Source organism: Streptomyces sp. CNZ287, from assembly GCF_007827615.1.
This window is the reverse complement of sequence record NZ_VISV01000018.1, coordinates 85,971-105,406: the sequence shown is the minus strand read 5'-3', so window position 1 is coordinate 105,406 and position 19,436 is coordinate 85,971. Positions and strand designations below refer to the sequence as shown.

Here is a 19,436-nt window from a genome sequence, read left to right as displayed (position 1 = left end):
GCGGTTGAGCCGAGCCGGGCTTTCGGGGGTCCGGGCGTGTACGCCGCCGGGCGGGCCCCTACGATGGGGCGCCGATCGGCGGAGGACGCCGTTGGACCACGGCCGGGGGGATGCAGGGTGGCTGACGAGTACGGGCAGCACGGGCAAGCGGGTGGCTTCGGGCCACCGCCGCCGAACGGCCCCGGTGTGCCGCCCGGCGCGCCGGCACCGCCGCCGGGACCGCCCCCCGCGGGCCTCCCGCCGGCGGGACCGCCGCCGGGACCGCAGCAGCCGGCCGGCGGACCGTACGGACCGCCGCAGCACGCCCAGCCCGTGGCCGCGCCCGGCATGCCGGCGCAGCCCGGCCAGGCCGCCCCGCCCCCGTACGCGTACCCCGCGCCGCCCCCGCCCGGCTCCGGCGGCGGCAAGAAGGCCGTCGGCATCGTGCTGTCGGTGCTCCTCGTCCTCGCGGTGCTCGGCGGCGGCGCCGCGGTCGTCTTCCTCTCCGACGACGACGGCGGCGGCGGAACCAGCGCGCAGGACGAACTGCCCGCCAACGCGCTGGAACAACTGTGGTCCGCACCGCTGGAAGGCAGCCACGTCGCCGCCGGCGACTCCAGCAGCCTGCCCGGCATGTGGCCGGCGGGCGACCACGTCGTCTACGGGGACGAGGACGGCGGCATGCGGGCGTACGACGTACGCTCCGGCAAGGAGAAGTGGCGGGTGAAGCCGCCGAAGCGCGCGGGCGAGCTGTGCGCCATGTCCCGCGGCATCAGCCCCGGCGGCATCGGCGCCGTCGCCTTCGACGCCGGCGGCGACGACTGCGCGTACCTCGCGGCCGTCGAGGTCGACACCGGCACCCTGCTGTGGTCGGAGAACCTCGCCGACGAGTACGGCACCACCAACCCCGTGCTCACCGTCAACGACTCCACGATCAGCACCAACATCGGCACCTACGTCAACAACTGGAACGCCAAGGGCGGCGGCCCCGGGCTGGACTTCACCTCCCGCGGCCGGGAGTGCGACTCCTCCCTCGTCCTCGGCGACGAGCACGCCGTCGGCAGCAGCGAGTGCACCGACGTCTCCCCGCGCCACCAGCTCACCGTCCTCGACACCCGCGGCGGGGAGGATCCGTGGCGGTTCCCCGGCGTGGACCTCGACGTCCTGCGCGTCCTGGGCGAGAACCCGCTGACCGTGCTCCTCCAGGACGACGACGAGAACAGGTTCGTGCAGTCCTTCACCGACGACGGCGGGCAGGGGAAGCTGGTGCCGCTCACCGGCGGCCTCGCCGAGCTGCAGTTCGAGGAGCACACCACCTTCGTCACCGAGGACGGGGTGCTCGTCGCCGAGTACGGGGACAACGTCCACTTCGCCGCCGTGGACCTGAAGTCCGGCGAACTGCTGTGGAAGACGCCGAAGAAGGCATGGCTCCAGATGATCGGCTACGACGCCACCGACGGCCGGCTCATCGCCAGCGCGAAGCCAGGGGAGGGTTTCCACCTGGAGCTCACGGAGTACGACGTGCGCAGCGGCAAGCCGGAGGTCATCGGCGCGCTGGCGGTCAAGGGCCAGTCGATGGGCTCGCCGGCCACGGCCACGTACGCCTGGGACGGCAGCACGGTCTACGTGGTCGCGGAGAACGCCAAGGGCCAGGCGGTGCTGCGCGCCTTCCGCGGCACCGCCTGACCCTCCTTCTCACCCGGCGGTGACCTCGGCGGCGGAGGCGTAGCTTCCGCCGCTGGCCGTGTGCGCCTCCAGGCGTACGTACCGGGCGCCGGCCGCCGCGAAGGAGGCCGTCTTCAGCCGCGCGTCCCGGTCCCAGGTGCCGGCCGCGACCTCGGTGAACTCCCGGCCGTCGGCGGAGACGTACACCTTGTACTGCAGGATCGTGCCGTTGAGGTTGCCGTCGACCCGCGGCTGGTAGGTCACCCGGTCCACCTGCCGGACCGCGCCCAGGTTCAGCGTCAGCGACTGCGGCAGCGGCGTGACGGGGACGTACTCCGAGTGCCAGAAGGTGTTCGGGTCGCCGTCCACCGCGCGCTCGGGCTCCGAGCCGGAGTGCCAGCTCGTGGCGTACACCCGCGGCTCCGTGCACTCCGGGGTGACGGTGACCGGCACCGTGAACGCCTCGTCCCCGACCCGGACGCGCACCGGGTACTCGCCCGGCGGGGTGTCCGCGGCGGCGGTGAGGGAGAGCCGCGCGGCCCGCGCCTGCCCCGCGGGCACCTGGAGCGTCGCGGCGGCGGGGGAGACGGCCAGCGGCGCGTCGGCCGCCGCCGTGACCTCGCGGGTGACGGGCTCCGCCGTGTAGTTGGCGACCAGGGCCACCGCGTCGCCGACCCGCTCGCCCAGCTCGCAGCGCGACATCTCGGCCCGGCCGGGGACCACGGCGGTCGCGGTCGGCGGCGGGGCGGCGAGCCGCGCGAAGGAGAAGGGCTGGTCGGCGTAGTACGTGCCGCGGCACTCCGGCGGCGCGCTCGCGCCCTCGCCGCGGTCGAACGCCTCCTTGCACGCCCGCGCGTCGGGCAGCTCCCGCCGGTAGGCGGCGTCGACGTAGCCGTCGCGCACGTCGCCGCGGGCAAAGAGGTAGGTGCGGTACGCCGACCAGGGCTCGGCACCGCGTTCGTACGCCGTGTCGCGGTACGCCCGCTGCGCGGTCAGGGCGTCCCAGAACGGGGCCGGCGCGCAGCCGATGGCCAGGTACGCCACCGGCTCCGCGCAGCGGCCGGCGCGGAAGTCGCCGCCGAGCACGTCGACCTGGGGCGTGCCGGCCCGCGCCGGGTGGCGCTCGGCGAGGAAGCCGGCGAGTGCCTCGGCGGCCGGCGCCGGGCTGCCGGCGACGTGCGCGCTGACCAGCGGCGCCCGCAGGACCGGGCGGGCGCGGGTCTCCACGACGGCGTACGCCTGGTCCTCGCTCTGCACCCGGTGGAAGCCGGGGGTGCCGACGGTCCGTACCGTGTCGGCGTTGACGACGATCGCCGACTCCCGCACGGCGCCGTCCGGGAGGTACGGGCTGTCGCCGGGGGCGACGGCGACCTGGTAGCGCTCTCCGGTGGCGTCACCGAGCCGCGCGGCGACGTGCCGGGCGCCGGGGCCCAGCACCTCGGTGAGCAGCAGCGCGTCCGGCGGGGCGGGGGCGGCGGCGGTGAGGCGGTCGACGAAGGTGTCGAGGTCGGCGGTCTCGGCCGCGTCGGCGGGACGTACCGCCTCCTGGAGGTTGGCCTGGACGACCAGCAGCCCCCCGGCCTCCGCCGGCTCCCGTGCCGCGGCGCCCGCCGGGGCGGCGGGTGCGGTGAGCGGCGACAGGGCGGCGAACGCGGCCAGCGCGGCGACGGCGGCGCCGGCCCGTCTGCGTATCGGGTGCATGCTCACGCCTCCTGCAGCTCGGGCCGGCCGGCTTCCACGACGAACGAACGGCGGGTGCTCACCGCACCGTCCGGCACGGAGACCTTGTCCACCACGAGGTAGTCGGCGCGCCACTCGCCTGGGGAGACGGTGCAGCGGACGTAGCCGCGCTGGCCGTTGTAGAAGGACAGGTGCGGGTTGGCCGCCAGCCACTCCCCGGCCTGCGGGCCGCTGTCGGCCCCGTTCCCGCCGGAGGTGATCGAGGTGGTGACGAACTCCGGTGCCACGGCGGGGGAGGAGGGGTCGGTGAAGTCCCGCTTGACGGTGCCGGCCATGTTGACGTGCATGTCGCCGGTGAGGACGACCGGGTTGGCCACGCGCCGCTCGGCGATGCCGTCGAGGAGGCGGTTGCGGGTCGCGGTATAGCCGTCCCAGGCATCGCCGTTGAGCTGCTGGAGCCCGGGGTCGGTGAGCCGGTCGAGCTGCATCATCAGCACCTGCTGGGTGAGGACGTTCCAGACGGCGCCGGAATCCGCGAGGCCGTCGAGCAGCCAGCGCTCCTGCGCGGCGCCGAGCATGGAGCGGGCCGGGTCGTCGCGGCGGGTGATGTCGATGGGGTCGCGGAACTGCCGGGCGTCCAGGACGTGGAAGCGGGCCAGCCCGCCGTAGTCGAGGGTGCGGTGCAGCCGCATGTCCGGGCCCTGCGGCAGCGAGGAGGCGCGCAGCGGGAGGTGCTCGTAGTACGCGCGGAAGGCGGCGGCGCGGCGGCGGAGCAGATCCTCGGGGGAGGCGCCGCTGAAGGACGTCTCGTCGGACCAGTTGTCCTCCACGTCGTGGTCGTCGACGGTGACGATCCACGGGGCGGCGGCGTGCGCGGCCTGGAGGTCGGGGTCGGTGCGGTAGAGCGCGTACCGCAGCCGGTACTGGTCGAGCGTCAGGGTCTCGGCGTTGTGCGCGGCGGACAGGTCGGTACCGCGGGGGCCGCTGGTGCGGCCCACCGGGTACTCGTAGATGTAGTCGCCGAGGTGCGCGACCAGGTCGACGTCCTGCGAGGCCAGGTGGCGGTAGGCGGTGTAGAAGCCGTCCGACCAGCTCTGGCAGGTGGCGAGGGCCAGCGTCATCGGGGTGAGCGAGCCGGCCGCGGGCGCGGTCTTCGTCCGGCCCACCGGGCTCAGCTCGCCGCCCGTACGGAACCGGTACCAGTACTCGCGGCCGGGCCGCAGCCCCGTCACCTCGACGTGGACGGAGTGGGCGAAGTCCCGCCTGGCGGCGGCCGTACCGCGGCGTACCACCCGGCGCATCCCGGGGTCCTCCGCGACCTCCCAGCGCACCGCCACGTCCTGCGGCGGCATCCCGCCGAGGCCGTCCTCGGCCAGCGGCACCGGCGCCAGCCGGGTCCACAGCACGACGCCGTGCGGCAGCGGTTCGCCGGAGGCGACGCCGAGGGTGAAGGGGTTGTCGTGGTACCGGGGCGCGGCCGCGGCAGGCGCCGGGGTGAACTGGGCGGCCGCGGCCATCCCGGCGAGCGCGCCGGTGAGCCGGAGCACCTGGCGTCTGCTGGGGCGGGTGGGCCGCACGGGTCTGCCCGGGCGCCCGTGACGGGGGTGCAGGGGAGAGGTGGAAGACATCCGTGCAGTGTTGGCACGCCCCGGAGCAAGGTCAAGACCCGCCCGGCGAACGGGCGTTGAACCCGCGGTGGCCGCCGTCCCGGCAGCGCGGAGCCCCGGAGGGCGTCCCGGCTCGGGCCGGCCGGGACGCCCTCCGGGGCGGGGAGGGATGGTTCCTTACCGGTGTTCGTGGTCCTCGGCCGCGCTGGCCTTCGGGGGGTTCGCCCCCGGGTACCACTCGTTCGCCGCCTTGCCGTTGAGGTCCCAGACGGCCTGGCCGGCGCGGAAGGTGGTCTCGGCGACCAGCTTCTCCTTGCCGTCGATCCGCCAGCCGAAGCTGTCGACGTAGCCGAACGTGCCCTTCTCCAGGGCGAAGACCGCGATGTCCGCGGGCGCCCCGACCGACAGGTTGCCGAGGTCGGGCCGCTGGATGGTCTGGGCCGGGGTCCAGGTGGACGCCTCGACGACGTCCCCCAGCGGCATGCCGAGCGTCAGGAACTTCGACATGACGTTGGACATGTCCTTCATGCCGCTGTTCATGCTGGAGATGTGCAGGTCGGTGGAGATGACGTCGGGCGTGAAGCCCTCCTTCATCCCGGGTACCGCCACGTCCCAGGAGAAGCTGCCGCCGCCGTGGCCGACCTCGAAGACGACGCCGCGGTCGCGGCCCTGCTGCATGGCCGGGTTGAGCTTGCCGTCCTTGCCCAGCTCGCCGCGGAGCCCGGAGAACATGTGCGAGTAGACGTCGCCGGGCCGCAGCTTCTCGTTGAGCAGTTGCGACAGCGGGCGCTCCGGCGTGTTCGCGCCGAAGTCGACCATGACCGGGACGCCGGCTTCCTCGCCCGCCGCGACGGAGTTCTCCACCGGGTCCCACTCGGGGCCGTTGTAGTGCGCCGTCTTGATGCCGACGATGGTCTCCGGGTTCGCCTTGGCCACCTCGGCCGCGGGCCCGGGCTTCATGTCCGCCAGGTCCTGCTCGTACGGGTGGCCCGCCATGCCCTTGCCCACGATGTTCAGGAAGGACAGCACCCGGGTCTTCGACTTGTCGATGACCTCCGTCTTGAACTGGTCGAAGTTGCTCGCGCCCGCCGAGCCGGTGTCCACGGCCGTGGTGACGCCGGCCCGGAGCGTGAAGCCGTCGGGAGCCACGCCGTTCCAGCCGTTGGCGTAGTCCTGCTTCGGGCCCGGGAACATGTGCGCGTGCATGTCGATCAGGCCGGGGGTGACGTAGTTGCCGCGGGCGTCGACCGTCTTCTCCGCGCCCGAGGCGTCGATGCTCCGCGCCACCTTGGCGATCTTGCCGTCCTTGACGGCGACGTCACGCACGCCGTCGATGTCGTTCTTCGGGTCGATGACGTGGCCCCGCCTGATGACGAGGTCGTACGCGGCGCCCTTGTCGTCGTTCCCCTCGGCCTGGGCGTCCGCGGGCGCCGTGGCGCCGACCGTGGAGGCACCCAGTACGAGGGTGAGCGCCGCGGGAAGTACCGTCCAGGAAACTCGCGATCTCACGTGCATGCCGGCTCGATTCCCCATCTCTCTGTCAGGTGGTGGTGGCGCGTGCGCTACGGATCGTCAGATGACGGCGATGCAGTCGATCTCGACCAGGGAGTCGCCGGGGATGCCCGCGGCGGCGGCGATGGTGGTGCGGACGCCCGGCTCCTTGCCCCAGCGGCCGAGGAAGACCTCGTTCATCCCGGCGTAGTCGTCCAGGGTGTTGAGGTAGACGTTGACCTTGAGGACCTTCTCCATGGAGGAGCCGACCGACTCCAGGTAGCGCTCGATCTCGTTGAGCACGTGGTCGGTGTGGGAGCGGATGTCGCCCTCGAAGTGCGCGCCGATACCGGAGATGAAGACCATGTTGCCGTAGGTCACGATCGGGCTGAACAGCGGGTTCTCCGGCGGCTCGCCGCCACCGGGGTAGTGGACCTCCTTGCGCGGCGGCCGGCCGTGGCCCTTGCCGCTGCTCTGGTCCTTGTCGTCGGCCATCGCCTGGCCGCCCGCGACCACCGGCACGGCGGCCACCGCGGCCACCGGGGCCGCCTTGCGGATGAAGTCCCTGCGGTTGGAGGGCATGCGTTTACTCCTTGTGAATGTTCGGTGCATGACAAGCGGGGTACGGGGCGGCGCGCCGGCCGCGGCTGGCCGGCCGGCGCGCGCCGGCCGTCAGGACCGGGTCGCGGTCCAGGAGCCCTTCAGGTACTCGCCCATGTCGAGTTCGCCGCTGATCGTGTCGCCGGCGACGGTGCCGGTGAAGGTGTAGCTCAGCGAGTCGCCGTGCTCCTCGCCGTAGTTGCTGCGCACCGTGACCTTGTCGGCGCTGACGCTGCCGGAGGCCGGGCGGGTGACGAACTCGCCGGCGTGCCGGCCGCCGACCTTCGCGCCGTCCTGGGTCAGTTCGAGCTTGTGCGCGCTCGACGTGCCCGCGGCGTACGTGATCTCCACGGACCAGGTGCCGGCCACGTCCACGGTCGGCGGCCTGGGCGACTCCGGCGCGGGCGGCGGGTCGCGGAGCAGCCGGACGAGTTCGTCGGAGATGGTCCGCCAGTCCTGGGGCTCCATCATGTACGGGGTGATGGAGACGCCGGTCTGGTCCGGGTCGGAACCGCTCGCGGCGTTGAGCGCGATGCGCGGCTCGCCGTTCCACATCGCGTTCATGATGGTGGTGCCGGTGACCTCCTTGCGCTTGGCGCTCCACAGGATGCGCAGCGAAGGCGTCCGGTTCGACAGCCCCACGGGCTGGGTGATCTCGGTGGTCACGCCGCTCTCCGACGACACCCGGCGGGAGATCTGCTTGAGCCAGCTCGTCCACTCGGCGTACTCGGCGTCGTGGTCGCGCTGGACCCACATCTCGACGGCCGCGAGCATGCCCATGGCCTCTTCCTTGCCGACCTTGAAGCCGCGCGCGTAGCCGTGGTGCGGGGCGCTGTGCACCCACGCGGCCCGTACGAGGTCCTCGCGGCCCAGGATCAGACCGGCCGACTGCGGGCCCCGCATGCACTTGCCGCCGCTGTAGCCGACGAGGTCGGCGCCGCGCTCGATGTGCACGTTGGGGATGGTGAGGATCTCCGCGGCCGCGTCGACCAGCAGCGGGACCCCGGCGGGCCTGGTCACCGACGCGATCGTCTCGGTGTCCAGCTCGCTGTCGTCCACCCGCGGCCCGGCCATGATGTAGACCAGCGCGGTCTGCGGGCCGATGGCGGCCTTCAGCTCCTCTTCCGTCTCGACCTGGACGACCTTGAGGCCCACCGCGCTGATCGCGGCCTCGTACACGTTCCGCGAGTGCCGCGGGATGATCGCCTCGGTCTTCTGGAACCCGGTCAGGTCCGGGATGTTGACGTGCAGGTCCGGGTTGCCGCCGGCGGTACACGCCGCCGCCGCGTGCGTGAGTCCCGCCGAACAGCCGGCGCTGACCAGCCCGAACTCCGTCTTGGTGAGCTCGCCGAGGCGGCGGCCGACGGCGTCGGCCAGCTCGTCGAGCTGTACGTACTGCCGCGCCGCCGCATCGATCGCGTCGCGCACCTCGGGCAGCATCAGCGAGCCGCTGAGCGCGGTGTACGTTCCCCGCGCGTTGATCAGCGGACGGACCCCGATGCGGCCGTAGATGTCCTTGGGTCGGCCCTGGCCCGGGTTCGCCGCGGACGGCGCCCCGGACGCGGCCGCGAACGCCTCACCCGCAAGCAGCGGACCAAGCGCGAGTGCTCCCCCGGCCGCCGCGCCTCTTCCGAGCATGGTGCGACGAGAAAGTGCCTCAGCAGGCATTCCGGCCCCCTGTCACCTCGTAAGTTGTGGTGCCGTAGACGTTAGAAAGATCGTGAGGCGGCGTTAAGGCCCTCTTTCCGATGCCGCTATTCGGAACCCGGATCCTGCCCAGTCAGCCCGCGGCTCGCGCTTCTCCGCCACCACCGCCCGCGGGGCGCACCGCACGCCGCCTGCCGTGTCCGGCCCGGCGAGACGCAGATCACAGGTGTCCGGCCATTGACGGCCGGGTTACGCGAGAGCAACATACGTAAACGTTTCCAGCGACTGTAAACCTTTACAGATGCGCCCGGTTGAGGCCGGCCGCGTATACGACGCGAAGGGGCGAGTGCGATGTCCTCGGGGGGGCCACCCACGATCGTGTCGATCGCCGAACGCGCCGGGGTGTCCATCGCCTCCGTCTCCCGCGTCCTCAACGGACTGGGCGCCCGCCCGGAGACCGAGGACCGGGTCCGCCGCGCCGCCGCCGAGCTGGGCTACGTGCCCAACGCCGTGGCCCGCTCCCTGAAGGACGGCCACACCCGCCAGTTGACCTTCGCCGTCCCGGACATCGGCAACCCCGTCTACGTCGCCATGGTCCGCGAGATCCAGGCCGTCGCGAAGGCCGCCGGCTACCGCCTGCTGCTGCACTCCACCGACGCCGACGTCGCCGAGGAACTGGGCGTCGTACGCAGCCTCGCCGACCGCACCAGCGACGGCCTCGTCCTCGTGCCCATCCGCATCACCCCCGAGCACGTCGAGGCGCTGACCGCCGCCCCCGGCCCCGTCGTCGTCATCGGCTCGCTGCCCGACGGTGTGCCCGTCGACGCCGTCCAGGCCGACTCCGTCACCGGCGCCGAACTGGCCGTACGCCACCTGGTCGAGACCGGCCGCCGCCGGATCGCCTTCGTCAACGGCCCCGTCGACACCGTCCCCGGCGGCAACCGAGGCCGCGGCTACCGCGCCGCGCTCGCCGCCTGCGGCATCCCCTACGACCCCGGCCTGGTCGCCGCCACCGAGTTCGGCGTCGGCGCCGGCGCCCGTGCCACCGCCCGGCTGCTCGACGCCCGCCCCGGCCTGGACGCCGTGTTCTGCGCCAACGACCAGCTCGCCATCGGCGCCGCGCGGGCGCTGCACGCCCGCGGCCGGCGCATACCCGAGGACACCGCCGTCGCCGGCATGGACGACAGCGAGCTGGCCGTCGCCGCCTGGCCGCCGCTGACCAGCGTCGACCTCGGTGCCGGCGAACGCGGCCGGCGCGCCGCCCGGATGCTTCTCGAACGGCTCGGTCCGCAGGACGGCGAGCCCGTCCCCGCACGCCGCACGACCGCCGCGCCGCGGCTCGTCGTGCGCGGCTCCACCTCCCCGGGCGCCTCGCCCGCGGGCTCCGACGAGCAGGAAGGCGCGAAGTCCGCATGAGCGTTGCCGCACCACCTCCACCGAAGGCCGCGGGCCGCGGCACCCCGCCACCGCGCACGCCACGCGCCCGCAAGGCCGCCCTCGGCCTCGACGGCGGCACCTGGTTCCTGCTGCTGCCCGCGCTCCTACCCATCCTGGTGCTGAGCGTCGGCCCCCTCCTCTACGGCGCCTCGCTCGCGTTCACCGACGCGCAGGCCGGCCGCACCGAGCCCACCGAGTTCATCGGCCTCACCAACCTCGCCGACCTGCGGCACGACACCCTCTTCTGGGACTCGTTCCGCATCGGGCTCATATGGGCGGTCTGCGTCACCACCCTGCAGCTCGTGCTCGCCCTCGGCCTGGCCCTGCTGCTCAACCAGAACCTTCGCTTCCGCTGGTTCGCCCGCACCCTCGCGCTCGTCCCCTGGGCGATGCCCGAGGTCGTCGTCGGCATCATGTGGCGGCTGGTCTACCACCAGGACGCCGGCATCCTCAACGAGACGCTGAGCCGGCTCCACCTCATCGACGAGAACGTCGACTGGCTCACCAGCCTCTCCCTGGCCCTGCCCGCCGTCATCGCCGTCGGCGTCTGGGCCGGCATGCCGCAGACCACCGTCGTCCTCCTCGCCGGGCTGCAGAACGTCCCGTACGAGCTGAAGGAGGCCGCGGCCCTCGACGGCGCCGGTGTCCGGCGCCGCTTCACGGCGGTCACCTGGCCCGCGATCAAGCCGGTGGTCATCGCCATCACCGCGCTCAACTTCATCTGGAACTTCAACTCCTTCAGCCTGGTCTTCGTGCTCACCCAGGGCGGGCCGGGCGGCGAGACCCGGCTGCCGATGCTCTTCGCGTACGAAGAGGCCTTCGCCTACGGCCAGTACGGCTACGCCGCCGCGATGGGGCTGGCGATGATCGCGGTCATCGCGGTGTTCCTCACCCTGTTCCTCCGCAAGCGACTGAAGGAGGAGGCAAGCTGATGAGCAGCCTCACGGGTCTGCGCACCAAGCGCGCCGCCGGCCGCGCCGGGCAGTACCTCGCCCTGCTGGCCTACCTGGTCTTCCTCGCCTTCCCGCTGGTGTGGCTCGTCTCCACGGCCTTCAAGTCGCCGCAGGAGCTGGGGAAGATCGATCCCACCTGGATCCCCCGGGAACCCACCCTGGAGAACTTCCGCGCCGCCTTCGACGCCCAGCCGCTGCTGCGGTCCGCCGCCAACAGCCTCCTCGTCGCCGGCAGCGCCGCCCTCATCGCGGTGGCCCTCGCGGTGCCCGCCGCGTACGCGATGGTCCGGCACCGCTCGAAGGTCACCACGGCCGCCACCGGCTGGATCCTGGTCAGCCAGATGTTCCCGTTCGTGCTCATCATCATCCCGCTGTTCATGCTCCTCAAGGAAGCGCGGATGATCGATTCGCTGCCGGGGCTGATCCTCGTCTACGTCGTGTGGAACCTGCCCTTCTCGCTCTGGATGCTCCAGGGCTACGTCAAGGCGGTGCCCGTCTCCCTGGAGGAGGCCGCCGCCGTGGACGGCGCGGGCCGGCTGCGCACCCTCGTCAGCGTCGTGCTCCCGCTGCTCACCCCCGGCCTGGTGGCGACGCTGATGTTCTCCTTCGTCACCGCATGGAACGAGTTCTTCTTCGCCCTCGTGCTGCTCAAGTCCCCGGAGAATCAGACGATGTCGGTCATCCTCACCCAGTTCCTGGGGGCCGAGGGCGTCGTGGACCTCGGTCCGCTCGCCGCGGCCGCGACCCTCGCCACCATCCCCAGCCTGCTCTTCTTCGCGCTCCTCCAGCGCCGGCTGGTCAGCGGGATGCTCGCCGGGGCGGTGAAGGGATGAGGCCCGCCGTGCGCATCCGGCACGCCGCCACCGCGGCCGGCGCCGCCGCCCTGAGCCTGGCGCTGCTCGCGGGCTGCAGCGGCGACGGCGGCTCCGACGACGGCACGGTCACCCTCGACTACCTCAGCCTCGCCTGGCAGGAGGAGTCCGTCGCGGCCAACAAGCGGCTCGTCGAGGAGTGGAACGAGGAGCACCCCGATGTTCAGGTCCGCTACGTGCAGGGCATCTGGGACACCGTGCACGACCAGTTGCTGACCTCCTTCGAGGGCGGCGAGGCGCCGGACATCATCCACAATGCCGCCGACGACCTCACCGACTTCGCCTACGGCGGCTATCTCGCCGACCTCACCGACCTGCTGCCCGCGTCGGTGCGCGCCGACATCCCGGAGCAGTCGTGGCGGACCACCACGATGAACGGCGGCATCTACGGCGTCCCCTTCCTCCAGGAGCCGCGGATGATGTTCGCCAACACCGCGCTGCTGGAGGAGTCGGGAGTGCGGGTGCCGACCGCGGCCGACCCGTGGAGCTGGCAGGAGTTCGAGGACGCCGCCGAGGAGCTGACCGCCGACACCGACGGCGACGGCAAGACCGATCAGTACGGCGTCGCGTGGGGCATGAAGGAACCCGTCAGCCAGTCGGTGAACCTCTCCCTGTCCACCGGCGGCGGGCTGTTCTCCCGGGAGCAGACCGACGACGGCCCGAAGAACCGCGTCGCCTACGGGCCCGAGGACTCCGCCGTCGCCGAGACCATCGACCGCCAGGTGAACGAGGACCGCACCGCCCCCCGCAGCAGCCTGGGCATGTCCGGCTCCGACACCCTGCCCGGCTTCTTCGCCGGGCGGTACGCGATGGTGCCGCTGAACTTCTCGTACCGCCAGCTCGTCACCCAGCAGGCGCCCGACGACTTCGCGTGGTCGGTGCTGCCGATGCCCGCGGGCGACGGACCCGCGGGCGGGCTCGCGCAGGGCGTCAGCCCGCAGACGTTGTCGGTGGCCGAGGACAGCGGCCACCGGCAGGCGGCGGCCGACTTCATCGCCTTCATGACCCGGCCGGAGCACATGGCGGAGCTGGCCGCCGGGGACTGGATGCTGCCCACCGGAGCCGAGGCGCTCAAGGATCCCGCCCTGAACACCGAGAAGTACGGGTGGCGTACAGGCGTGGAGGTGGCCCGCTCGCTGCGGCCCGCCCCGGTGCTCGGCGTCCGCGGGTACCGCGAGTGGTCGGACAAGATCGCCACCCCGGCCTTCCAGCGGTACTTCAACGGCGACACCGACCTGGACGAGCTGCGCGAGTCGCTGGTCGAGGACGGCAACCTGGTCCTCGACCGGTACCAGAGATGACGAGGGCGGCCGGCCGGAACGTACGAGCAGGCATCAGGAGCACCCGAGCAGGCGCACGAGGAAAGAGCACGAACAGCACCATGAACACCGCACGATGAGCGCAGCAGCCGGCCCCGAACCGCCCGTCCGGCCCGAGCCCTCCGTTCCCGTCCGCCTGCGTCCCGTCGCCCGCGGCGCCGGGCAGGCCGCCCCGACCGCCCGCGACCGGGCCCGCGGCGCCATGCTCGGCCTCGCGGTGGGCGACGCCCTCGGTGCGCCCGTCGAGAACATGAAGCCCTCGCAGATCCGCGAGCGCTGGGGCCGCATCGAGGACTTCGTGGCCGCCGCCCCGGCGGGCACGGACGACACCGAGTACGCCATCTTCTCCGGGCTGCTCCTCGCCGAGCACGGCGCGCGCCTCAGCCTCGCGCACGTGGAGTCCGCCTGGCACGAGCGCATCGCCGACCTCGACGAAGGCCCCTTCCGCGGCGCCGGGTTCAGCGAGCGCGGCACCCTGGAGAACCTGCGCCGCGGGCTGGCCGCCCCGATCACCGCGCAGCACCGGCACGCCTGGAGCGACGGACTCGCCATGCGCGCCGCGCCGTTCGGCGTCTTCGCCGCGGGCCGCCCGGCGGAGGCGGCGCGGCTCGTCGCCATCGACGGCACCGTCAGCCACGAGGGCGAGGGCATCTACGGCGGCCAGGCCGTCGCCGCCGGGGTGGCCGCCGCCATGGCCGGCGACTCCCCGGACGTCGTCGTGCAGGCCGCCCTCTCCGTCATCCCCGAGGACTCCTGGACCTCGCGCTCCCTCCAGCGCGCGGTCTCCGCGGGCCGCCGCGCGCGCCACGCCCCCGGCGCCACGCCGCTGAGCGTCGAACGCGCCGTCCGCTCCTCCGTCGTCATCGGCGGCTACCCCTGGTCGGATCTGGCGCCGGAGGCCGTCGGACTCGCGCTCGGCGCCTTCACCGCCGCCCGCGGCGACTTCGCCGGCTCCGTCCTCACCGCCGTCAACATGGGCCGCGACGCCGACACCACCGCCGCCGTCGCCGGCGCGCTGGCGGGCGCGCTGCGCGGCGAGTCCGCCATTCCCGGCGCCTGGGCCGCGGCCATCAAGCCGGTACGCGGCACGTGCCTGCCGTCCATGGCAGGACACCACGTGCTCGACATCGCGGACCGGCTCGCCCCCGCAGACGAGGAGGTCGCCTCATGAGCGCACCGCTGCCCGGGTCCCGCCGCGCCCCGGAGTCCGGGGCGGCGCGCGACGCATCAGGCGCGCCGGACGGCGCCGCCGAGGGCGCGGCGCGTACGGCCGCGGCCGCGGGTGCACCCGCGAGCCCCGCCGAGGACGCGGAGCGTCCCGTCGTCGCCGCACGGCGCGTGGAGCGGCCCGCCGCGGAACCGGGCGCGCCCACCGCGGGACGCCCCGTCGCCGCCGGCTTCGCCGAGGCGGGCGGCGACCTGCGGCGCGTGGAGGGGCTGCTGCTGGGCATCGCCGCCGGCGACGCCGCGGGCTGGCCCGCCGGCCGGCACCGCGCGGCCCGGATGCCCGAGTGGACCCGCCGGCTCACCCGCGAGCTGGACACCTTCGCCGAGCAGAACGCGACGACCACCCTGCCGGTGCCCATCGCGCTCAACCAGCCGCCCGAGCCGCTGCGCCTGGGCCCGTCGGACGACGCGGAGTGGGCTGCGTTCACCGCGTACGCCGTGCTCTCCGCCGGCAGCGGGCTGCACACCGACCTCACCCCGGACCGGCGCGTCCGCTCCGCGCTCACCCTCGCCTGGAGCGCGCTGGCCGACGAGGTCGCGGTCGCCGCCGAACGTGCGGACGAGATCGAGTCGGCGGAGATCCCGCTGCGCGCCCGTATCTCCGTACGGGCCGGACTCGGCAACCTCGCCGCCGGCCTGCGCCCGCCCGCCACCGGCCACGACAACCCGCACTACTTCGACGACGCCGCCTGCGTACGGGCCGCCGTGCTCGCCGCCGTCCATCCCGGCGACCCGGAACGGGCCGCCGACCTCGCCGAGTTCGACGCCCGCTACACCCAGGACGGCGACGGCGTGCACGGTGCCCGCGCCACCGCCGCCGCGATCGCCGCGGCGCTCGGCGGCCGGCCCGTGGACGCCTGCGTGGACGCCGCCCTCGCCCAGCTCCCGCAGGGCACCGAGATCCTGCGCAACGCCGAACGCGCGGTGCAACTCGGCCGCAACGCCGTCGCCACCCGCCCCGGGCTGCCCGGCAACGCCTTCGCCCTCGTGCCCGTCCTGGAGCACGAGATCGTCGACCACGTCTACAGCTACGGCATCGCCGCCGCCGAGACCGTGCCCGTCGCGCTGGCCGTCGCCACCGCCGCGGCCGGCGCCATCTCCGAGGCCGTCCCCGCCGCCGCGTGCCTCTCGCGCGTCGCCGACTCCGCGCCGGCCCTGGCCGGCGCGCTCACCGGGGCGCTCGGCGGCGCCGCCGGCCTCCCCACCACCTGGCGGGACGCCTGCCGGATCCTCTCCGGCTGCGCCCTGCCCCAGCTCGCCGGCGCCGACCTCGTCGACGTCGCCCGGCAACTGGCCGACAAGCAGTTCAGCACTCCCGCGGAAGGACCCCTCGCCTCATGACCCCCACGACCGCTTCCGCCACGCCCGGCGACCCCGCAGCCACCGCGTCCACCGCGGCCCCCGGCCTCGCCGACCGCACCGCGGGCTGCCTCGTCGGCGCCGCCGTCGGCGACGCCCTCGGCGGGCCCGTCGAGGGCTGGACCCCCGAGGCCATCGCCGAGCGCTACGGCGGCCGGGTGCGCGGCATCGTCGAGCCGTTCCACCGCGACGCGTGGCGCACCGCCCGGCCCATCGCCCCGTACCACAAGGGCGACGGGCACGTCACCGACGACACCCTCATGACCCACGCCCTCATCCGGGTCTACGACAAGGTCCGCGACCACCTCGACGCCTACGCCGTCGCCGACCACCTCGTGCCCGACCTCATGGGCACGCCGCGCTGGATCCCCGAGCTGGAGGCCGAGGCGCTGCCACTGCAGCGGATCTTCCTCGCCGAGAAGTGGATCGTCGCACGGCTGCACTACGGCCACGTCGACCCGCGCGAGGCGGGCGTCGGCAACATCGTCAACTGCGGTGCCGCGATGTACATGGCGCCCGTCGGTGCCGTCAACGCCGGCAACCCCGCGGCGGCCTACGCCGAGGCGCTGGACGTCGCCGGCGCGCACCAGTCGTCGTACGGGCGGGAGGCCGCCGGGGTCTTCGCCGCCTGCGTCGCGGCGGCCTTCGCGCCGGGCGCCACGCCCGAGTCCGTGGTCGAGGCGGCGCTCGCGCTGGCCAAGGACGGCACCCGCGCCGCCATCGAGGCGGTCTGCGAAGCGGCCGCCGGCCGCACGGACGTCGAAGAGGCGCTGGCGCCGCTCCGCGCGGCGGTCGAGCCGTACGACACCGTCGGCCCCGAGTACCGCAACCCCTCGCTCGGCGCCCGGCGGCCCTCGCGGCTGCACGCGATAGAGGAGCTGCCGGTGGCGCTGGGCATGCTGCTCGTGGGCCGCGGCGACTACCGGCACACGGTCCTCGGCGCCGTCAACTACGGCCGCGACTGCGACTCGATCGCCACCATGGGCGGCGCCATCGCCGGTGCGCTCGGCGGCGCCGCGGCGGTGCCGGGGGAGTGGGCGGAGGAGGTCGCGCGCGCCAGCCGGCTGGATCTGCTCGCCCCCGCCGCCACGCTCACGGAGGTCGCCCGCGAGGTGTTCGTACGGGACGTGGCGCGCCGCCGCGCCCACGAGGCCGTGTTCGGCGCGCTGGCGGAGGCGTCGTGACGGCCCCGGCGGACGTGCACGGGGCGCCGCTCCGGCTGACCTGGGTGCAGCCGGAAGACCTCGTCGGCCACGAGCTGCGGCAGGCGGCCGAGGACGGCCGCGCCGCCGGGCCGCTGCTCCGCCGCTGGCTCGGCGCCGGCGGCCACCAGGCGCCGGCGCGCGCGGGCGCCTCGCCGGGCCCGCCGAAGCCGCGGCTGCGGGCCCTCGCGCTGGAGCTGCTGGACGAACTGGCCGCGCTGGAGACACCGCTGGCGGCGGTCGAGCCGACCGACCTGGACGAGATCAGGGCCGCCTGTCCGCGCTGGCCCGCGCGCGTACCCGCGCCCGGGCCGGACACGGACGGCGCGTACGGGGACCGGCTGTGCACCCGGCTGCACGCCGCGTGGCTCGGCCGCGCCGCCGGGTGCGTCCTGGGCAAGCCCGTGGAGAAGGTGACCCTGGAGGGCATCCGGGCCATCGCCCGCTCCACCGGCAACTGGCCGGTGCACACCTGGTTCACGGCCGAAGGGCTCGACCCCGCCGTCGCGGCGGCGCACCCCTGGAACCGCCGCAGCGCCGCGACCTCCCTGGCCGAGACCCTCGACGGCGCACCCGAGGACGACGACCTCAACTACCCGCTGCTCGCCCTGCTCCTCCTCGACCGCCACGGCCACGCCTTCACCACCGCGGACGTCGGGCAGCTCTGGCTCGACGAACTGCCCGCGGGCCGTACGTTCACCGCCGAGCGGGTCGCGTACCGCAACCTGCTCGACGGGGTGGAGCCCCCGCACACCGGCGCGTACCGCAACCCGTTCCGGGAGTGGATCGGCGCCCAGATCCGCGCCGACGTGCACGGCTGGACCCACCCCGGCGACCCGGCGGGCGCCGCCGCCGCCGCGCACCGCGACGCCGTGCTCACCCACACCGCGAACGGCGTCTACGGCGCCATGTTCGCCGCCGCCGCCCTCGCCGCCGCGGCGGGCGGCGGCACCGACGTGGACGAGGTGCTGCGCACCGGCCTCGCCGTCGTGCCGCCGCGCTCCCGGCTGGCCCGCGCCGTACGGCACGGCATCGAGCTGGCCCGCAGCGAGCCCACCGGCACCCCGGAGGGCTTCGAGGCCGTCGTCGACGACCTGCACGCCGCGCACGAGGGACGGCACTGGGTGCACGTCGTCCCCAACGCCGCGCTGCTCGCCGCCGCGCTCACCCACTCCGGCGGCGACTTCACCGGCGCCGTCTGCCGCGTCGTCTCCGGCGGCTGGGACACCGACTCCAACGGCGCCACCGCCGGGTCCGTCGCCGGGCTGCTCGCCGGTTCGCCGGCGGCGCTGCCGGAGCGGTGGACGGCGCCGCTGCGCAACCGGCTGGCGACCACCGTCGGCGGCATGGACGGCATCGGCTTCGACGAACTCGCCGCCCGCACCGCCGCCCACGCCCTCCCCCCACCCGCTCCGGACGACGCCGCCGCGGCCGCCGGCACCGGGCCCGTACCACCGCACGAACCCCGGAGGCCCTCACCATGACGACCACCAACCCAGCGACGCTCGCCGTCTTCGGCAGCGTCAACATGGACCTCGTGGCCTACGCCGCCACCGCCCCGCTGCGCGGCGAGACCGTCTCCGGACGGGAGTTCCGCACCGTGCCCGGCGGCAAGGGCGCCAACCAGGCCGTCGCCGCCGCCCGCGCGGGCGGGGCGGTGACGATGATCGGGGCGGTCGGCGCCGACGCCTTCGGCGGCGAACTGCGCGCCGCCCTCGACGGCGCGGGCGTGGACACCGCGGGGCTGCGCACCGCCCCGGGCGCCAGCGGCACCGCGCATATCGTCGTCGACGACGACGGCGGCAACTCCATCGTCGTCGTCCCCGGGGCCAACGGCACCGTGACCGGACTCGCCTCCGGCGACGACGAGCGCATCGCCGCCGCCGGCACGCTCCTGCTCCAGCTGGAACTGCCGGTGGACGGCGTCGTGGCCGCCGCCGAGGCGGCCCGCGGGCACGGCGTCCGCACCGTGCTCACCCCCGCGCCCGCCCGGCCGCTGCCCGGCCGGCTGCTCGCCGCCACCGACCTGCTCGTCCCCAACGAGCACGAGGCCGCCGCGCTCACCGGCAGATCCGACCCGCACCGGGCCGCCGCGGCGCTGCTGGAGCAGGTGCCGGAGGTCGTCGTCACCCTCGGCGGTGCGGGCAGCCTGTACGCGGCGCGCGGTCGGGAGCCCGTCGTGGTGCCGGCGCTCGCGGTCCGGGCCGTCGACACCACGGCCGCGGGCGACACCTTCGTCGGCGCGCTGTGCGTGGCGTACGCCGAGGGCCGGCCGATGCCGGCGGCGCTGGCGTGGGCGGCGGCCGCCGCCGCGCTCGCCGTCCAGCGGCCGGGCGCTTCGTCGTCCATGCCGGAGCGCGCGGAGATCGACCGGCTGGCGGCCGAGGGCCCGTGACCC

15 protein-coding genes are annotated in these 19,436 nt (G+C 74.5%); 10 read left to right on the top strand and 5 right to left on the bottom strand.

All coding sequences use genetic code 11. The annotated features are described in order from the left end of the window. The first annotated feature begins 312 nt into the window (after nucleotides 1–312). Nucleotides 313–1,665: an outer membrane protein assembly factor BamB family protein gene (locus tag FB457_RS27455; RefSeq protein ID WP_047019502.1), complete on the top strand. Its 1,353-nt coding sequence runs from the start codon at nucleotides 313–315 to the stop codon at nucleotides 1,663–1,665. Nucleotides 1,666–1,674: 9 nt separating this feature from the next. On the opposite strand, the gene FB457_RS27450 is transcribed toward FB457_RS27455, so the two are convergent. From FB457_RS27450 to FB457_RS27430, 5 genes are all read right to left on the bottom strand, one after another. Further along, nucleotides 1,675–3,345: a discoidin domain-containing protein gene (locus tag FB457_RS27450; protein WP_047019503.1), complete on the bottom strand. Its 1,671-nt coding sequence runs from the start codon at nucleotides 3,343–3,345 to the stop codon at nucleotides 1,675–1,677. A gap of 2 nt (nucleotides 3,346–3,347) precedes the next feature. Beyond that, entirely contained in the window at nucleotides 3,348–4,871 is a 1,524-nt protein-coding gene (locus tag FB457_RS27445; protein ID WP_052770579.1) for an alkaline phosphatase D family protein, read from the bottom strand. 237 nt (nucleotides 4,872–5,108) lie between these two features. Next, entirely contained in the window at nucleotides 5,109–6,446 is a 1,338-nt protein-coding gene (locus tag FB457_RS27440; protein WP_047019504.1) for an amidohydrolase/deacetylase family metallohydrolase, read from the bottom strand. A gap of 57 nt (nucleotides 6,447–6,503) precedes the next feature. After that, nucleotides 6,504–7,004, bottom strand: coding sequence for a RidA family protein (locus tag FB457_RS27435; RefSeq protein ID WP_047019505.1), 501 nt, complete (start codon nucleotides 7,002–7,004; stop codon nucleotides 6,504–6,506). 90 nt (nucleotides 7,005–7,094) lie between these two features. Further along, entirely contained in the window at nucleotides 7,095–8,660 is a 1,566-nt protein-coding gene (locus tag FB457_RS27430) for an aminotransferase class V-fold PLP-dependent enzyme (protein WP_145783612.1), read from the bottom strand. 360 nt (nucleotides 8,661–9,020) lie between these two features. Here FB457_RS27430 and FB457_RS27425 point away from each other — a divergent pair, with 360 nt between their 5' ends. From FB457_RS27425 to FB457_RS27385, 9 genes are all read left to right on the top strand, one after another. Beyond that, nucleotides 9,021–10,085 carry a LacI family DNA-binding transcriptional regulator gene (locus FB457_RS27425; protein ID WP_047019507.1) on the top strand — a complete coding sequence of 355 codons (1,065 nt, stop codon included), beginning with the start codon at nucleotides 9,021–9,023 and terminating at the stop codon, nucleotides 10,083–10,085. Beyond that, nucleotides 10,082–11,038: a carbohydrate ABC transporter permease gene (locus FB457_RS27420; protein ID WP_047019508.1), complete on the top strand. Its 957-nt coding sequence runs from the start codon at nucleotides 10,082–10,084 to the stop codon at nucleotides 11,036–11,038. The genes FB457_RS27425 and FB457_RS27420 overlap by 4 nt, the downstream gene beginning before the upstream one ends. Next, nucleotides 11,038–11,892 (top strand): carbohydrate ABC transporter permease, encoded by an 855-nt coding sequence (locus tag FB457_RS27415; protein ID WP_047019509.1) that lies wholly within the window; start codon nucleotides 11,038–11,040, stop codon nucleotides 11,890–11,892. Before FB457_RS27420 ends, FB457_RS27415 begins: the two co-directional genes overlap by 1 nt. Continuing rightward, nucleotides 11,889–13,232: an ABC transporter substrate-binding protein gene (locus FB457_RS27410; protein WP_047019510.1), complete on the top strand. Its 1,344-nt coding sequence runs from the start codon at nucleotides 11,889–11,891 to the stop codon at nucleotides 13,230–13,232. The genes FB457_RS27415 and FB457_RS27410 overlap by 4 nt, the downstream gene beginning before the upstream one ends. 94 nt (nucleotides 13,233–13,326) lie before the next feature. Further along, the gene (locus tag FB457_RS27405; RefSeq protein ID WP_145783610.1) at nucleotides 13,327–14,421 is read left to right on the top strand and encodes an ADP-ribosylglycohydrolase family protein; all 1,095 of its coding nucleotides are present in this window, start codon (nucleotides 13,327–13,329) and stop codon (nucleotides 14,419–14,421) included. After that, nucleotides 14,418–15,818, top strand: a complete 1,401-nt coding sequence (locus FB457_RS27400; protein WP_047019512.1) for an ADP-ribosylglycohydrolase family protein — start codon at nucleotides 14,418–14,420, stop codon at nucleotides 15,816–15,818. The genes FB457_RS27405 and FB457_RS27400 overlap by 4 nt, the downstream gene beginning before the upstream one ends. Next, nucleotides 15,815–17,020, top strand: coding sequence for an ADP-ribosylglycohydrolase family protein (locus FB457_RS27395; RefSeq protein ID WP_145783608.1), 1,206 nt, complete (start codon nucleotides 15,815–15,817; stop codon nucleotides 17,018–17,020). The genes FB457_RS27400 and FB457_RS27395 overlap by 4 nt, the downstream gene beginning before the upstream one ends. After that, nucleotides 17,017–18,522 carry an ADP-ribosylglycohydrolase family protein gene (locus FB457_RS27390; protein ID WP_107086181.1) on the top strand — a complete coding sequence of 502 codons (1,506 nt, stop codon included), beginning with the start codon at nucleotides 17,017–17,019 and terminating at the stop codon, nucleotides 18,520–18,522. Before FB457_RS27395 ends, FB457_RS27390 begins: the two co-directional genes overlap by 4 nt. Continuing rightward, nucleotides 18,519–19,433 carry a ribokinase gene (locus FB457_RS27385; RefSeq protein ID WP_047019514.1) on the top strand — a complete coding sequence of 305 codons (915 nt, stop codon included), beginning with the start codon at nucleotides 18,519–18,521 and terminating at the stop codon, nucleotides 19,431–19,433. Before FB457_RS27390 ends, FB457_RS27385 begins: the two co-directional genes overlap by 4 nt. The last annotated feature ends 3 nt before the right edge of the window (nucleotides 19,434–19,436 follow it).

Bases quoted from the DNA above. Each gene is read 5' to 3' on its own strand.
- FB457_RS27450 (WP_047019503.1), bottom strand. From the start codon at position 3,345: ATGCACCCGATACGCAGACGGGCCGGCGCCGCCGTCGCCGCGCTGGCC.
- FB457_RS27440 (WP_047019504.1), bottom strand. From the start codon at position 6,446: ATGCACGTGAGATCGCGAGTTTCCTGGACGGTACTTCCCGCGGCGCTC.
- FB457_RS27435 (WP_047019505.1), bottom strand. From the start codon at position 7,004: ATGCCCTCCAACCGCAGGGACTTCATCCGCAAGGCGGCCCCGGTGGCC.
- FB457_RS27430 (WP_145783612.1), bottom strand. From the start codon at position 8,660: ATGCTCGGAAGAGGCGCGGCGGCCGGGGGAGCACTCGCGCTTGGTCCG.
- FB457_RS27425 (WP_047019507.1), top strand. From the start codon at position 9,021: ATGTCCTCGGGGGGGCCACCCACGATCGTGTCGATCGCCGAACGCGCC.
- FB457_RS27420 (WP_047019508.1), top strand. From the start codon at position 10,082: ATGAGCGTTGCCGCACCACCTCCACCGAAGGCCGCGGGCCGCGGCACC.
- FB457_RS27415 (WP_047019509.1), top strand. From the start codon at position 11,038: ATGAGCAGCCTCACGGGTCTGCGCACCAAGCGCGCCGCCGGCCGCGCC.
- FB457_RS27410 (WP_047019510.1), top strand. From the start codon at position 11,889: ATGAGGCCCGCCGTGCGCATCCGGCACGCCGCCACCGCGGCCGGCGCC.
- FB457_RS27405 (WP_145783610.1), top strand. From the start codon at position 13,327: ATGAGCGCAGCAGCCGGCCCCGAACCGCCCGTCCGGCCCGAGCCCTCC.
- FB457_RS27400 (WP_047019512.1), top strand. From the start codon at position 14,418: ATGAGCGCACCGCTGCCCGGGTCCCGCCGCGCCCCGGAGTCCGGGGCG.
- FB457_RS27395 (WP_145783608.1), top strand. From the start codon at position 15,815: ATGACCCCCACGACCGCTTCCGCCACGCCCGGCGACCCCGCAGCCACC.
- FB457_RS27385 (WP_047019514.1), top strand. From the start codon at position 18,519: ATGACGACCACCAACCCAGCGACGCTCGCCGTCTTCGGCAGCGTCAAC.